General features: G+C 61.5%; 15 protein-coding genes. 8 read left to right on the top strand and 7 right to left on the bottom strand.

The window, feature by feature from the left end; genetic code table 11:
- Window positions 1-36 precede the first annotated feature (36 nt).
- From NE357_RS00310 to zur, 4 genes are read right to left on the bottom strand one after another with little or no spacing between them, the layout of a single operon-like run.
- Entirely contained in the window at window positions 37-750 is a 714-nt protein-coding gene (locus NE357_RS00310) for a PA5502 family lipoprotein (protein ID WP_169428259.1), read from the bottom strand.
- 37 nt (window positions 751-787) lie between these two features.
- Window positions 788-1,576: a zinc ABC transporter permease subunit ZnuB gene (gene znuB, locus NE357_RS00305; protein ID WP_065260666.1), complete on the bottom strand. Its 789-nt coding sequence runs from the start codon at window positions 1,574-1,576 to the stop codon at window positions 788-790.
- The gene (znuC, locus tag NE357_RS00300; protein WP_169428258.1) at window positions 1,569-2,354 is read right to left on the bottom strand and encodes a zinc ABC transporter ATP-binding protein ZnuC; all 786 of its coding nucleotides are present in this window, start codon (window positions 2,352-2,354) and stop codon (window positions 1,569-1,571) included. The genes znuB and znuC overlap by 8 nt, the downstream gene beginning before the upstream one ends.
- The gene (zur, locus tag NE357_RS00295) at window positions 2,354-2,836 is read right to left on the bottom strand and encodes a zinc uptake transcriptional repressor Zur (protein WP_011331783.1); all 483 of its coding nucleotides are present in this window, start codon (window positions 2,834-2,836) and stop codon (window positions 2,354-2,356) included. Before zur ends, znuC begins: the two co-directional genes overlap by 1 nt.
- A gap of 66 nt (window positions 2,837-2,902) precedes the next feature.
- On the opposite strand from zur, the gene NE357_RS00290 reads away from it, so the two are divergent.
- The gene (locus NE357_RS00290; protein WP_169428257.1) at window positions 2,903-3,823 is read left to right on the top strand and encodes a zinc ABC transporter substrate-binding protein; all 921 of its coding nucleotides are present in this window, start codon (window positions 2,903-2,905) and stop codon (window positions 3,821-3,823) included.
- Window positions 3,824-3,864: 41 nt separating this feature from the next.
- Here the strand turns inward: NE357_RS00290 and NE357_RS00285 are convergent, their stop codons facing one another.
- Both NE357_RS00285 and NE357_RS00280 read right to left on the bottom strand, forming a co-directional pair.
- A complete protein-coding gene (locus NE357_RS00285; protein ID WP_169428256.1) occupies window positions 3,865-4,818 on the bottom strand; it encodes a homoserine kinase in 954 nt (317 codons plus the stop codon).
- Between the two features lie 60 nt (window positions 4,819-4,878).
- Window positions 4,879-5,169, bottom strand: a complete 291-nt coding sequence (locus tag NE357_RS00280; RefSeq protein WP_065260182.1) for a DUF2782 domain-containing protein — start codon at window positions 5,167-5,169, stop codon at window positions 4,879-4,881.
- Between the two features lie 74 nt (window positions 5,170-5,243).
- Between NE357_RS00280 and polA the strand changes: the two genes are divergently transcribed.
- A complete protein-coding gene (gene polA / locus NE357_RS00275; protein ID WP_169428255.1) occupies window positions 5,244-8,048 on the top strand; it encodes a DNA polymerase I in 2,805 nt (934 codons plus the stop codon).
- A 284-nt stretch (window positions 8,049-8,332) separates the two neighbouring features.
- On the opposite strand, the gene yihA is transcribed toward polA, so the two are convergent.
- Window positions 8,333-8,977: a ribosome biogenesis GTP-binding protein YihA/YsxC gene (gene yihA, locus NE357_RS00270; RefSeq protein WP_169428254.1), complete on the bottom strand. Its 645-nt coding sequence runs from the start codon at window positions 8,975-8,977 to the stop codon at window positions 8,333-8,335.
- 191 nt (window positions 8,978-9,168) lie between these two features.
- Between yihA and NE357_RS00265 the strand changes: the two genes are divergently transcribed.
- The 6 genes from NE357_RS00265 (at window position 9,169) to NE357_RS00240 (ending at window position 14,827) form a co-directional block, all read left to right on the top strand.
- Entirely contained in the window at window positions 9,169-9,474 is a 306-nt protein-coding gene (locus tag NE357_RS00265) for a c-type cytochrome (RefSeq protein WP_085713044.1), read from the top strand.
- A gap of 32 nt (window positions 9,475-9,506) precedes the next feature.
- Entirely contained in the window at window positions 9,507-10,118 is a 612-nt protein-coding gene (locus tag NE357_RS00260; protein WP_169428253.1) for a c-type cytochrome, read from the top strand.
- A 200-nt stretch (window positions 10,119-10,318) separates the two neighbouring features.
- Window positions 10,319-10,960, top strand: a complete 642-nt coding sequence (locus NE357_RS00255) for a thiol:disulfide interchange protein DsbA/DsbL (RefSeq protein WP_085713046.1) — start codon at window positions 10,319-10,321, stop codon at window positions 10,958-10,960.
- Between the two features lie 14 nt (window positions 10,961-10,974).
- Complete coding sequence (locus NE357_RS00250) at window positions 10,975-11,853, top strand: endonuclease/exonuclease/phosphatase family protein (protein WP_169428252.1); 879 nt, start codon at window positions 10,975-10,977, stop codon at window positions 11,851-11,853.
- Window positions 11,850-13,952, top strand: a complete 2,103-nt coding sequence (locus tag NE357_RS00245; RefSeq protein WP_169428251.1) for a diguanylate cyclase — start codon at window positions 11,850-11,852, stop codon at window positions 13,950-13,952. The genes NE357_RS00250 and NE357_RS00245 overlap by 4 nt, the downstream gene beginning before the upstream one ends.
- A 95-nt stretch (window positions 13,953-14,047) precedes the next feature.
- Window positions 14,048-14,827 (top strand): N-acetylmuramoyl-L-alanine amidase, encoded by a 780-nt coding sequence (locus NE357_RS00240; RefSeq protein WP_169428250.1) that lies wholly within the window; start codon window positions 14,048-14,050, stop codon window positions 14,825-14,827.
- Window positions 14,828-14,840 lie beyond the last annotated feature (13 nt).

The following is a 14,840-nucleotide window of genomic DNA, read 5'->3' as shown; positions in this document are numbered from 1 at the left end:
CGTTGTACCTGTGGGAGCGAGCCTGCTCGCGATTTCTTATGGCTTGCGAGGACTCAAGACCACTTGAGCGGGAATGCTGCGCAGGATCTGTTTTTCGATCTTCAGATCGAAATCCGGATCGAGCTTCTTCACGCGCTTGGTGATCAACGTCGCCAGCCACGGGTAATCATTGGTGCGCGGGGCCTGAATGCTCACCGCACAGTCGTAATTCACCACATCGGCGGCGATCGCATCGAGTTGACGGCGAAGTTTGCGGCTATCGTTGATATTCAGCGCAACCGTGGTGCTCTCGGCGGTCGGATCGATCACCTTGGCCTTCGGCTTGGCTTCGGCGGCCTGGAGCGCTGCCTCGGCTTTCTCCAGCTCAGCCTTGCGCGCCTGGGTGATGGCGCCATTGACGCCGCCGGTCAGCGCCGGGGCCTTGGGCATCAGCGCGCGGGCGCGGGCCAAAGCGGTTGCGGCAGCATTCACATCGCCCTTCTGCAGGACAATCTGGCTGCGGCGCAGATAGGCTTCGGCCAACTGACGCTGGTATTGCTCAAGGGACTGATCGTTGGGTGTTTCGGCCTGCAAGGCTGCCAACTGGTCCTCGGCAGTGGCCAGTTCGCTGCTGGCCAGGCTTTGCTCCAGCTGTGCGATGGCCGTGGCCCGCGCATCGGGGGCTTCGGCCACCGGCGGCGTGCTTTGGCAGGCGCCCAGCAGCACTGAAAATGCGACAAGGAGCAGATAACGGGAGGCGAACGGCTTCATTCCTGCGACTCTCTATTTGCGCAAAAAACGAGCAAGTCTACACCCCTCGACGGGGCAGAACAAAACTCAGCAGAAACAGTGCGGCCGCCGTCACAACGATTGACGGGCCGGCCGGGGTGTCCTTGAACCAGGACAGCGCCAGCCCGCCACACACGGCAAGCATGCCCAGCAGGCTCGCGCCCAGCGCCATCTGCTCCGGCGAACGGGCGTGACGTTGTGCCGCAGCCGCCGGGATGATCAACAGCGACGTAATCAGCAACACACCGACGATTTTCATCGCCACGGCGATCACCACCGCAATCAACAGCATCAGCGCCATGCGCAGACCGGCCACCGGCAGGCCTTCGACCCGGGCCAGTTCTTCGTGCACAGTGATCGCCAACAACGGGCGCCACAGCGTCACCAGCAACACCAGCACCGCCGCGCTGCCGCCGAGGATCCACGCCAGATCGGTCGGGCTGATCGCCAGCAGGTCGCCGAACAGATAGGCCATCAGGTCGATCCGCACTTCATGCATGAAGCTTAGTACCACCAGGCCGAGAGAGAGCGTGCTCGGTGCAAGAATGCCCAACAGCGTGTCGGAGGCCAGCGGCTGGCGCTGTTGCAGAGTCACCAGCAGCACCGCCAGCAACAGGCAGCCCACGGTGACCGCCACGGTCGGGCTGACATCCAGCAGAAAGCCCAGCGCCACACCCAACAGCGCGGCGTGGGACAGGGTGTCACCGAAATAGGCCATGCGCCGCCAGACCACGAACGAGCCAAGCGGCCCCGCGACCACCGCCAGCGCCAGACCTGCAAGCAGGGCGTAAAACAGAAAATCAGCCATGCTTGCAGCTATCTCCGTGAACGTGAGGTTGGCCCGTCAAAGGCCCTTTGACCACTGAACCGTGCAGGTCGTGGGCGTGGTCGTGATGGTGGTGATAGACCGCCAGGCTCGGTGCGTGATTGCCGAACAGCTCGACGAAAGCGGGGTCGCCACTGACCTGCTCGGGATGCCCGGAGCAGCAGACGTGACGGTTGAGGCACACCACCTGATCTGTGGTGCTCATCACCAGATGCAAATCGTGCGACACCATCAACACCCCGCAACCGTGGCGGTCGCGCAGACGAGTGATCAGGCTGTACAGCTCGGCCTGGCCGGCCACATCGACGCCCTGCACCGGCTCGTCGAGCACCAACAGTTCCGGCTCGCGAAGCAGTGCCCGAGCCAGCAGCACGCGCTGCATTTCACCGCCCGACACGCTTTGCACCGGGCTGTCGATGACGTGTTCAGCACCGACTTCCTTGAGCGCCGCCAGCGCACGCGGGCGATCGACGCCCGGCACCAGACGCAGGAAACGCAGCACTGAAAGCGGCAAGGTCGGATCGACATGAAGCTTTTGCGGCATGTAACCGACGCGCAATTTCGGCTTGCGCCAGACGCTGCCGCTGTCGGGTTTCAGCAACCCGAGCACGGCGCGCACCAGCGTGGTCTTGCCGGCACCGTTGGGGCCGATCAGGGTGACGATCTGCCCCGGCTCGACGCTCAGGTGAATGTTGTCCAGCACGTTCTGCCCGGCAAACCGGACAGCCACCTGCTCCAGACGGATCAACGCATCGCTCATCAAGCCCCCCGGCAACCGGAGCAGAGGCCGACCACTTCGACGGTCTGGGCTTCGACGATGAAGCCGACGTCCTTGGCGCTGTGGACAATCGCGTCGCTGATGGTTTTTTGTTCAAGTTCGATAGCGGCGTGGCACTCGCGGCAGATCAGGAACTGGCCCTGGTGCGAATGTTTCGGGTGTACACAGCCGACGAAAGCGTTCAGCGAAGAGATGCGGTGCACCAGGCCGTTTTCCAGCAGGAAATCCAGCGCCCGGTACACGGTCGGCGGCGCGGCGCGGCGGCCGTCCTGCTCGCTGAGCACCGCCAGAATGTCGTAGGCACCCAGCGGCTTGTGGCTCTGCCAGACCAGCTCAAGCACCCGCCGACGCAATGCGGTCAGGCGCAGGCCTTTCTGTGCACACAAGGCATCGGCCTCGGACAGGGCGCTGTGGACGCAATGGGAGTGGTCGTGGGGACGGCTGGCAATCGGGGTAATAGGCATGAGCGGCGACGAGTTTGGTTAGAGACGTTATTATGTTACCCGTTCTCGCCTCCATGAGTGGTCATCGTGTCCCGACTTTTTTCTGTTTTTGTGGCATTTGTCGCCAGTTTTCTGCTGATCGGTTCGGCTCAGGCCGAAGTCAGAGTCCTCACCAGCATCAAGCCACTGCAACTGATTGCCGCTGCGGTGCAGGACGGCGTGGCGATTCCGGAAGTGCTGCTGCCGCCGGGGGCCTCGCCGCATAACTATGCGTTGCGCCCGTCCGATGTGCGCAAGGTGCAATCGGTGGACCTGCTGTACTGGATCGGCCCGGACATGGAAGGTTTCCTGCCTCGCGTGCTGAACGGTCGTACGTTGCCGAGCATCGCCGTGCAGGACCTGCCGGGCATGAAGCTGCGCCGCTTCGCCGAAGACAGCCACTCCCACGCCGAAGACGCCGACGAACATGATCACGATCACCGCCCAGGTACTCTCGATGCGCATTTGTGGCTATCGCCAGTGAACGCGCGGGTGATTGCCGACAAAATGGCTGCTGACCTGAGCGCCGCCGACCCGGCCAACGCCGAGCGCTATCAGCACAACGCCAAAGCGTTCGACGAGCGTCTGGATGCACTGGATCAGCGTTTGAAGAAACGTCTGGCCGGTATTGAAGGCAAACCCTACTTCGTCTTCCACGAAGCCTTCGACTACTTCGAAGATGCCTACGGCTTGAAACACACCGGCGTGTTCAGCGTCGCGGCGGAAGTGCAACCGGGCGCCCAGCATGTCGCGGCAATGCGAGCGCGATTACAGGAAGTCGGCAAGACCTGCGTGTTCAGTGAGCCACCGCTGCGCCCACGCCTGGCCGAAACCCTGGTGGCGGGCCTGCCGGTGAAACTGGCGGAACTGGATGCGCTGGGCGGTTACACACCAGCGACGGCTCAGGGTTACGAGCAAGTGCTGGAGAAGCTGGGGAATGATCTGGCGGGTTGTCTCGAATCGCTCTGATACAAAAAAACCGCAGCCTGCGCAGGCTGCGGTTTTTTCTTTTACAGGGCGAAAGGTAGCGGTGTGCTGACCTGCTGACGCTGCGCCAGCCGCTGCTCGAACTCTTTCGGATCGTGAATCAGCACGTCCTGCCCGGCGAACGATTCCGCCGCGATCAATCGCGACAGCCAGAACCGCACGCACGCCACTCGCAGCATGGTCGGCCACAGCTCGGCTTCGGCTGCCGTGAACGGACGCAGTGCCGCGTAGGCACCGAGCAAGGCCCGAGCACGCGGGCCGTCGATCAGTCCGTCATCGTCCGAACACCAGTCGTTCAAGGCAATCGCCACGTCATAAAGCATCGGCCCGGAGCAGGCGTTGTAGAAGTCGATCAGCCCGGTCAGGTGCGTGCCTTCGAACATCGCATTGTCGCGGAACAGGTCAGCGTGGATGTTTGCCCGGGGCAGCGCGAGAATTTTCTCTTTCTGTTGGGTGATTTCGTCCAGCGCGCTTTGCAGCAGCGCGCGCGGTTCATCGCTCAGGTGCGAGAGAAACTGCGTGCCCTCTTCCAGCATCCAGTCCAGGCCACGATCGGTCTTGCGCTTGATCATCTGGTCACCCTGGGTCGCCAGGTGCAGATGGGCCTGCAAGTCACCGACCTGCGCGCAATGCTGGGCGTTGGCCTGCTTGATGTGTTTGCCCGCCAGGCGCGGTTGCAGCAGTGCCGGCTTGCCTTTCAGCTCGCGCAGGGCCACGCCGTCGGTGGTGCGTAGCGCGTAGGGCACCGGCAGATCGGCTTGGTGCAGGACGTCGAGCAGGTCGATGAAGAACGGCATTTCCTGCACCGGGCCACGTTCGACCAGGGTCAGGACGAACTCGCCCTTTTCCATGCTGATGAAGAAGTTGGTGTTTTCGCTGCCGGCGGCGATCCCCTGGAAATCGAGCAGACGGCCGAGCCCGTATGGGGCGAGAAAGGTTTCCAGCTCAGGCCGAGCCAGGGGGGTGAAGACAGACATGGTTAAAAACTGCTCAGTTCTGGCGCCGCCATCAAGCCGGCGCCGGTTGAAATTAAGAAACTACTTCCACTCGAAAATCTTCCACGCGGGGATCAGCATATCCGGCTGGTCCGAGCGGATGAAGTTTGCATCAGTACCGTCCGCACGCACCAGAAAATAGGGCGGGAAACCCTTCTGGGTCACCTTGATCGCGTACAGGAAACCGTTCTGCCGGTACTCCTGGATGGTCTTGTCACCCTCGGTGCGGATGGTGACTTCCGGCTCCGCTGACGGCGCATCATCCGCCGCGATCGCAGGCAACGGTGAGACAGCAATCAAACTGACCAGCAGCAAGCGATTTAACGTACGCATGATAACCTTGTCCCTTTGTCGTCAACGGTCCCGCTATTCTAGCGCCGGACCCGCCGAAAAGGTTGATCCTGCTCATGAGCCAAGCCCCCCTCGTCCTGGTGGACGGTTCGTCTTACCTGTACCGCGCCTTTCACGCGCTGCCACCGCTGACCACGTCCAAAGGCCTGCCGACCGGTGCGGTCAAGGGCGTGCTGAACATGCTCAAGAGCCTGCGCAAACAATATCCGGACAGCCCGTTCGCCGTGGTATTCGACGCCAAGGGCGGGACATTTCGCGATGAGATGTACGCCGAATACAAGGCCAACCGCCCGAGCATGCCCGACGACATGCGCCTGCAGATCGAGCCGCTGCACCAGAGCGTCAAAGCTCTGGGCTTCCCGCTGCTGTGCGTCGAAGGCGTCGAGGCCGATGACGTGATCGGCACGCTGGCCCGCAGCAGCGCCGCTGCCGATCGCCCGGTGATCATCTCCACCGGCGACAAGGACATGGCGCAACTGGTCGATGGCCACATTACCTTGGTCAACACCATGTCCGGTAGTTCGATGGACGTGGAGGGCGTGAAGGAGAAATTCGGCGTCGCTCCGGAGCAGATCATCGATTATCTGGCCCTGATGGGCGATTCTTCCGACAACATCCCTGGCGTTCCGGGCATCGGCCCGAAAACCGCGTCCGGCCTGCTGGTGGGCGTCAACGGCGGCCTGACCGAGCTGTATGCGCAACTCGACATTGTGCCGACCCTGCCGATTCGCGGCGCCAAGACCCTGCCGGCCAAGCTCGAAGAGCACAAGGACATGGCATTCCTCTCCTATCAACTGGCGACCATCAAGGTCGACGTGCCGCTGGACATCGGCCTCGACGACCTGCAAATGGGCCCGGAAGATCCGGCCAAGCTGCTTGAGCTTTACACCCTGCTGGAGTTCAAGAGCTGGATCAACGATCTGGAGCGCGACGCCAAGCGTCTGGAGCTGAGCAGCGCTGTCGCGCCTGAGCCGGCCGGCGATCTGTTCAGCGCGCCTGCGCAAGAAGCGCCTGCCGCTCCGGCTGAAGCCGCGTACGAGACCATCCTCGATCAGGCGCGCTTCGACGTCTGGCTGGAAAAACTGAAGAACGCCAAGCTGTTTGCCTTCGACACCGAAACCACCGGCATCGACGCGCAACAGGCGCAACTGGTCGGTCTGTCCTTCGCGGTACAGGCCAACGAAGCGGCGTACATCCCACTGACCCACTCCTACATCGGCGTGCCGGAGCAGCTGGATCGCGACACCGTGTTGCGCGCTCTGAAGCCAATTCTGGAAGACCCGAACAAGCTCAAGGTCGGCCAGCACGCCAAGTTCGACATGAACATCCTGGCCAATTGCGCCATCGGCGGTGATCTGAATGAAGGCATCACCGTACGCGGAATTGCCTTCGACACGATGCTTGAGTCCTATGTGCTCAACTCCACCGCCACCCGTCACGACATGGACAGCCTGGCGCAGAAGTACTTGGATCACACCACCGTGAGCTTCCAGGACATCGCCGGCAAAGGCGCCAAGCAGCTGACCTTCGACCAGATCGCCCTGGAACAGGCCGGGCCGTATGCCGCCGAAGATGCCGACGTGACCCTGCGCCTGCACCAGACCCTGTTCGAAAAGCTCAGCGCCATCCCGAGCCTGGCCAGCGTGCTGACCGACATCGAGATCCCGCTGGTGCCGGTGCTCGCTCGCATCGAGCGCCAGGGCGCGTTCGTCGACGCTGAACTGCTCGGCATCCAGAGCATTGAGCTGGGCAACAAGATGGTCGCGCTGGAACGTGAAGCCTTCGAGATCGCCGGTGAAGAATTCAACCTCGGCTCGCCAAAGCAACTGGGCGTGATCCTCTACGAGAAACTCGGCCTGCCGGTGCTGAAGAAGACCGCCAAGGGCCAGCCTTCCACCGCCGAAGAAGTGCTGGCGAAACTGGCCGAGGACGATCACCGCTTGCCGAAAGTGCTGATGGAACACCGTTCCATGAGCAAGCTGAAAAGCACCTACACCGATCGCCTGCCGGAGCAAATCAACCCGCGTACCGGGCGCATCCACACTTCGTACCATCAGGCCGTCGCGTCGACCGGTCGCCTGTCGTCGAGCGATCCGAACCTGCAGAACATTCCGGTGCGCACCGCTGAAGGCCGACGCATCCGCCAGGCGTTCATCGCACCGAAAGGCTACAAGCTGCTGGCGGCGGACTACTCGCAGATCGAACTGCGGATCATGGCCCATCTGTCCCGCGACGAAGGCTTGATGAACGCCTTCCGCAACAATCTGGACGTGCACACCGCCACCGCCGCCGAAGTGTTCAAGGTCGAGCTGAACGAAGTGTCCTCCGACCAGCGCCGTGGCGCCAAGGCGATCAACTTCGGCCTGATCTACGGCATGGGCGCGCAGAAGCTCGGCAAGGACATCGGCGTCGACACCAAGACCGCCAAGGCCTACATCGACACCTACTTCGCGCGCTACCCGGGCGTTCGTGAATACATGGATCGCACCCGCGCCCAGGCAGCCGATCAAGGCTACGTGGAAACAATCTTCGGCCGCCGTCTGTACCTGCCGGACATCAACTCCAACAAGCCGCAGGAACGCGCTGCCGCTGAACGCACGGCGATCAACGCGCCGATGCAGGGCACCGCAGCGGACATCATCAAAAAAGCCATGGTGGCGGTGGATAACTGGCTGACTGCGTCGGGGCTGGACGCCAAAGTCATTCTGCAGGTGCACGACGAACTGGTGCTGGAGGTTCGCGAGGATCTGGTCGATCAGGTTCGCGACGAAATTCGCGTGCACATGAGCGAAGCGGCGAAACTGGACGTGCCATTGCTGGTGGAAGTCGGGGTTGGCAACAACTGGGACGAGGCGCACTGAGGCCTCTGGGACCGGATTTTGCCGCGACATGACGTCGCGGCAAACGCATCGGAAGGGGTTTAGTTCTGATCGCTCTTGGGCTTATTCCAAAGTTTTTTGAAAAGAATCTGAACTAATCTTGCGACAGGCCACTCAGAGATACTGAATGGCTGGTGAAGCCCTTCGATGCTCCTATGTTGTGTTAAGTGTTGGCAGATATCTGAACCCCGCCCTAGCGGTTCGGAACTTGAACCCCGGAACTTCTCCCTCCCCATATGAAGTCCGGGGCTTTTTTTGCCTGCGATTTACTCGGCAGGCAACTCAGAGCCCTTATCCGCCAGTTCCATCCAGCCTGCCAGCTTGGTGTAAGCCTCTTCCAGGCCCATGCGTTTTGGTGCGGAGAACAGTTGGATTGTCACCAGGTCGCCCCACCCCTTACGGATTTCCGACTGCACCTTGAGCAGCGTGTTCTTGGCTGCGCCGTAGGTCAGCTTGTCAGCCTTGGTCAGCAGAATGTGCATCGGCATACCGGCCGCAACCGCCCAATCGAGCATCAGCAGGTCGAAGTCGGTCATTGGATGACGGATGTCCATCATCAGAATCAGCCCCTTCAAACTCTCGCGGCCACCGAGGTAAGCCTCGAGGTGACGCTGCCAGTGTTGCTTGAGCGGGATCGGTACTTTTGCATAACCATAGCCCGGCAGGTCGACCAGACGCCGTTCATCGTCTAGCTTGAAGAAGTTCAATAGCTGTGTGCGACCCGGGGTTTTCGAGGTGCGCGCCAGGCTGGCGTGAGTCAAAGTGTTCAGCGCGCTGGATTTACCGGCGTTGGAACGACCGGCGAACGCCACTTCGAAGCCTTCGTCGTCGGGGCACTGATCGACTTTGGCGGCACTGAGCATGAACGTGGACTGTTGGCACAGGCCGAGGATGGGATTCTTGAGTTGCATGGGATTTCCGATGTGGGCGGCGCCGGGATTGGGCGCGGAACGCGGTGTCGCTTCCGTTTCAGTGACGCCAGTATATAATGCCGCAGATTTTGTGTGTGCTTTGTCCCAGCGAAGGATGAAGTTCACGAGAGCGACAGACTTGGATTGCGCAACAGAACGCAGATCGCTCTCAACCCTGAAAAGGTCGTTTTATGACGAAATGGCTGCTGGCTGCCGGAGTTCTGATGCCGCTTTACAGCGCACAGGCTACACAGGATCCGGAAGCCGTGTACAACCGTGTTTGTGGTGCCTGTCATTCCGGCCAACTACCCATGGCGCCCAGAAGAGGCGATCAGGAAGCTTGGACGCCGAGGTTGGCGAAAGGTATGGAGACGCTGGTGCAACACGTGACCCAGGGTTTCAAGGCGATGCCGCCGCGTGGTTTGTGCATGGACTGCAGTGCCGAGGATTACCAGGCCATCATCCTCTGGATGAGCGGAAGTAAACCCGGTCCATAACTCTTAACCCTTAGCCGTAGTTGGATTAGCTGATGAACAAACTGATCGTGAGTCTGCTGTTGACCGTGGGAATCTCAGGCTTCGCCCATGCTGCAGGCGATGCCGCCGCAGGCCAGGCGAAAGCGGCCGTATGCGGGGCTTGCCATGGCCCGGATGGCAACAGCATGGCGCCAAACTTTCCAAAACTGGCCGGACAGGGTGAACGCTACCTGACCAAGCAGCTGCACGACATCAAGTCGGGCAAGCGCACCGTTCTGGAAATGACCGGGCTGCTGACCAATCTTAGCGATCAGGACCTCTCTGACATCGCCGCCTATTTCGCCAGCCAGAAAGGCAGCGTCGGCGCAGCCGATCCGAAGATCGTCGCTCGCGGTGAAGCGCTGTTCCGTGGCGGAAACCTGGAAAAAGGCCTGCCCGCCTGCACCGGTTGCCACTCGCCGAACGGCGCGGGCAATGCCGCCGCCGGCTTCCCGCACCTGGGTGGCCAGCACGCTCAATACATCGCCAAGCAGCTGACCGATTTCCGCAAGGAAGAGGCCGGTCGCAGCAACGACGGCGATGCCATGACTATGCGCACCATAGCTCGCAAGCTGAGCGACGAGGACATCGCGGCGGTCTCCAGCTACATTCAAGGCCTGCACTAAGACGCGCGATTCGAGGGTTGCGTGCGATGGCCCATGCCTGCCACGTTAACGCTCGATTAATCCGTTGCATGAAGTATAAAAAGGGTGGCTTTGGCCGCCCTTTTTTGTGGCCGCTGCCGTTACACTACAGAACTCATGCCCGCCAGGATCTGTCTGAAAACAGGTCGCGCGAGGCGACCAAAATTGTCCAGGAGTAAAGCATGCGTAATCTGATCATCAGCGCCGCCCTCGTCGCTGCCAGCCTGTTCGGCGTGACCGCCCAGGCCGCCGAAGCCCCTGCTGCCCCTTACGTCGAACTGAGCAACCCGGTACCGGTTGCCGTGCCTGGCAAGATCGAAGTGGTGGAGCTGTTCTGGTACGGCTGCCCGCACTGCTACGCGTTCGAGCCGGTGATCAATCCATGGGTTGAAAAACTGCCTTCCGACGTCAACTTCGTACGCATCCCTGCCATGTTCGGCGGCCCGTGGGACGCTCACGGTCAGATGTTCCTGACCCTGGAAGCCATGGGTGTCGAGCACAGTGTTCACGCTGCCGTGTTCAACGCGATCCAGAAAGAACACAAGAAGCTGACCGACAAGAACGACATGGCCGACTTCCTCGCCACCCAGGGCGTGGACAAGGACAAGTTCCTGGCCACTTTCGACTCCTTCGCCATCAAGGGCCAGATCGTCAAGGCTCGTGAACTGGCCAAGAAATATGAAATCTCCGGCGTTCCAACCATGATCGTCAACGGCAAGTACCGCTTCGACATCGGCTCTGCCGGCGGCGCCGAAGAAGCACTGAAACTGGCTGACCAGCTGGTTGCCAAAGAGCGAGCGGCCAACAAGGCAGCCGCCAACTAAGCGCGGCTGTCGCCATGCGCCGCTGGGGAACCGAACGTCTCGTCGGCCTGCATGATCCGCAGGTCAACGAGCATCACCTGGAATCCACGGGCCTGCCCGCAGACAGCCGTTTGCGCTTGCTCAGCTTCAATATCCAGGTCGGCATCAGTACCGAGCGTTATCGGCACTACCTGACTCGCAGCTGGCAGCATCTGCTGCCGCACCCCGGCCGCTCCGGCAATCTGCAGAAGATCGGCAATCTGCTCGGCGACTTCGATCTGGTCGCCCTGCAGGAAGCCGATGGCGGCAGCCTGCGTTCAGGCTACGTCAATCAGGTCGAACATCTGGCTCAGCTCGGCGCCTTCCCCTACTGGTACCAACAACTCAATCGCAACCTCGGCCGACTGGCCCAGCACAGCAACGGTGTGCTCAGCCGTCTGCGTCCGTGGGCGATCGAAGACCATCCGCTGCCGGGACCGAAAGGTCGCGGGGCGATTCTGGTGCGCTTCGGCGAAGGTCCCGAGGCACTGGTGGTGGTGATGATGCACCTGGCGCTCGGCGCCCGGGTACGCACCCTGCAACTGGCCTATATCCGCGAGCTGATCGGCGGCTACAAGCATCAGGTGCTGATGGGTGACATGAACACCCATGCCAGCGACCTGCTGCAGCACTCGCCCTTGCGCGACCTCGGCCTGCTGGCTCCGCAACTCGAAGCGACATTCCCCAGCTGGCGCCCGCAGCGTTGCCTGGACCATATTCTGCTCAGCCCGACCCTGACCCTGGAAAAGGTCGAAGTGCTGGCCCAACCGATTTCCGATCACCTGCCCGTCGCGGTAGAGATTCGTCTGCCGGGTTCGCTCACGGCCGATGCATTGCCCGCGTTGAGTCCTGCCCCTCGCGGAACGCCTGAATGAGCGACGAAGCCCAGCGCTGGAAAGAGAAATACCTCAAAAGCATCGAACAACAGGAAAAGCTCGAACGTCGATGGGACGCCCGGCTCGACCTGCTGCGCCGCGGCCTGGTGCGTAGCACTCTCGCGGCGGAAGGCACCGACCGCGTGGTCGACCAATGCATGAAGGAAATGCGCGACGTGGTGCGCACCGACGACATGGATGCCAGACTCGCCGCCCTGTTGCCGCGTCTTGAAAAAGCCGTGCTCGACTCCGAGCAACGCCGTGAAACCCGGATCGAGCAGGTCAGCACCGCCCTGAACTCGCTGGTGGCTCAGCTGCAATCGCTCCCCCTGCCCCGGGATGTCGCTCAGCCACTGAAGAAATTCGCCAAGCAGCTTGATGGCCGGGTCAGCCAGGCGCGGGAAATGCCGCTGCTGCTCAGCGAGCTCAGCGGTTTGCAGGGCAAGGCGTTGAGCCAACTGGAGACGCCGGCGGAACCGGGACGTCCGGGATTGTTGCAGCGCCTGTTCGGCAGCCGCGACAGCGAGGAAGCGTCTGCACCTGCGGCTCAGCCTGTCGTGAAGTCTCCTGCCGTTCAGCCAGCGCAACCACCCGCTGCGCCTGAAAGCGCGCCAATGCCAGAAGCGCCTGTCGCAATCGCCGAACCGGCAGCCATCGCCACTGTCAGCGAAGCACCGGTCGCCATACCTCTTGTCGCACCAACGCAGGCTTCAGCACCCGCACCACTATCAACACCAGAGCATGTTGCAGAGCCGGAAGTGGTGGCCTTCGAGCCGGTCCGGATCCCTCCAGAAGTCGTTACCACTCCCGGCGAACCGGAACCAGCCGGGCCGGAATCAGAGCCGCCAACCTTCGCGCCGCCTCCGGTCTTCACTCCGTCGGCACCAACGGCCATCAATCCTGACGAACTGATCCACCCCGGCGACAACCCGCCCCCGGTTTTCCTCGACAGCCTGCCCCTGCCCGAGCCCATCGCGCAGGCCCTCGCGGCCATCGATCCGGAGCAGTCCGAGCATGACATTCTCTACGCCCTGCCGGATTCGCCCGAACCCTCCTACAGCTCGGTGGCCAAGCACATCGAAGACACGCTGATCGGGCTGCTGGATGACCTGACCCTGCCGGAGCGTCACCGCCCGCAAGCCGAAGCCATGCGTGACCGGCTGAAAAATGGCTTGAACTGGTACGAATTGCTGCCGATCCTCGACGATCTTGCGACGTTGATGCTGGCCATCACCGATAGCGGCCAGCACGAATTCGAGGCGTATCTGCAGCAGCTCAACGAACGCCTCGAAGCGTTCCAGAGCAACCTGCAGGCCGCCAGCGAAGGTCACGCCGACAACAGCTCTGCGGCGCGAGCGATGGACACGCAGATCCGTGAACAGGTCGACGGCCTGCAGAACAGCGTGCAGGAAGCGGCAGACCTGGACGACCTCAAGCAGGTATTGGAAAACCACCTCGAAGGCCTGCTCGGCACGATGGACCAGCATCAGAAACAGCGCGACGCCCGTGAACAGGAGGTGGCTGGCCGCTTGAAGAGCCTCGCCGAACGCGTGGCGCATATGGAGCAGGAAGCCCTCGGCTACCGCGAACACCTTGAAGAGCAACGCCAGAAAGCCCTGATCGATCCGCTTACCGGGCTGCCCAACCGCGCCGCCTGGGGCGAACGGCTCGACCACGAAATCGCCCAATGGCAGCAGCATGGCAATACCCTGAGCCTGGCCATGCTCGACCTTGATCACTTCAAACGGATCAACGACAGCTACGGGCACCTGGCCGGCGACAAGGTGTTGAAGATCATCGCCACAGTGCTGCGCAAGCGCCTGCGTGACAGCGATTTCATTGCCCGGTTCGGCGGCGAGGAGTTCGTCCTGCTCCTGCCGGCCACCACGCCGGCCGTCGGTGCCAAACTGCTGGAAACCCTGCGCGCCGCCATCGAGGCCTGCCCGTTTCACTTCAAGGGCGAGCGGGTGACGATCACCATTTCAATGGGACTGGCAGCGTTCAGGCCAGGAGAACACAGCGATCTTGTGCTCAAAAGAGCCGATCAGGCACTGTACCGGGCAAAAAATGCAGGACGTAACCGGGTGGAGCTGGGCTGAAGACAATTGTTCCATTTCATTTAAATGAGCCCTTTTGCCGTTCGCATGCAAGTCAGTACGTTACACTGTTGCATTACTGACTGACGTGTACTGCCATGAAATTCCTTGCCCTCATCGCATCGCTGCTCATTCTGTCCGGTTGTGCCAGCGGACCGCGCTACGACACCAGCCATCCTTCTGCCAATCACGACAGCCGCGCGCAATTCGTGATCGTGCATTACACCTCCGCCTCCCTTGAGCGTTCACTGCAACTACTGACCCACGGTGAAGTCAGCAGCCACTACCTGATCGGCGATGACAGGAACGGCACGATCTACAAGCTGATGGACGAAAACCTCCGTGCCTGGCATGCCGGCGAAAGCGAATGGCAAGGCCGTACCTGGCTGAACTCAAGCTCCATCGGCATCGAAATCGTCAACCCAGGCTTCAAGGACACGCCGACCGGACGCGTGTGGTATCCATACAGTGAGGCCCAGGTACAGTCGCTGATCGTGCTGCTCCGGGACATCAGTAAACGCAACGGGATCAGCCCGGATCACATCATCGGTCACAGCGATATCGCACCGCTGCGCAAGCTTGATCCGGGCCCATTGTTCCCGTGGAAGCGCCTGGCTGCCGAAGGCCTTGGCTTGTGGCCCGATGAGCAGGCGGTAGCCCGTCAGCAAGTTCGTTTCGACGTCGAGTTGCCGAGCATCAGCTGGTTCCAGACACAACTGGCACGCCTGGGCTACGCGACGCCGCAGAACGGCGAACTGGATGTGGCAACCCGTCATGTTCTCGCAGCCTTTCAGATGCACTTCCGCCCTTCCCGCTTCGACGGTATGCCGGACGCGCAAACCGCAGCGTTGCTGCTGGTGTTGAATCAGACAAAATAATGACGCCCGCCCG

This window comes from Pseudomonas sp. G7(2022) (genome assembly GCF_052660475.1).
The sequence above is the reverse complement of the archived record's forward strand: the minus strand, read 5'-3'. Positions and strand labels throughout refer to the sequence as shown.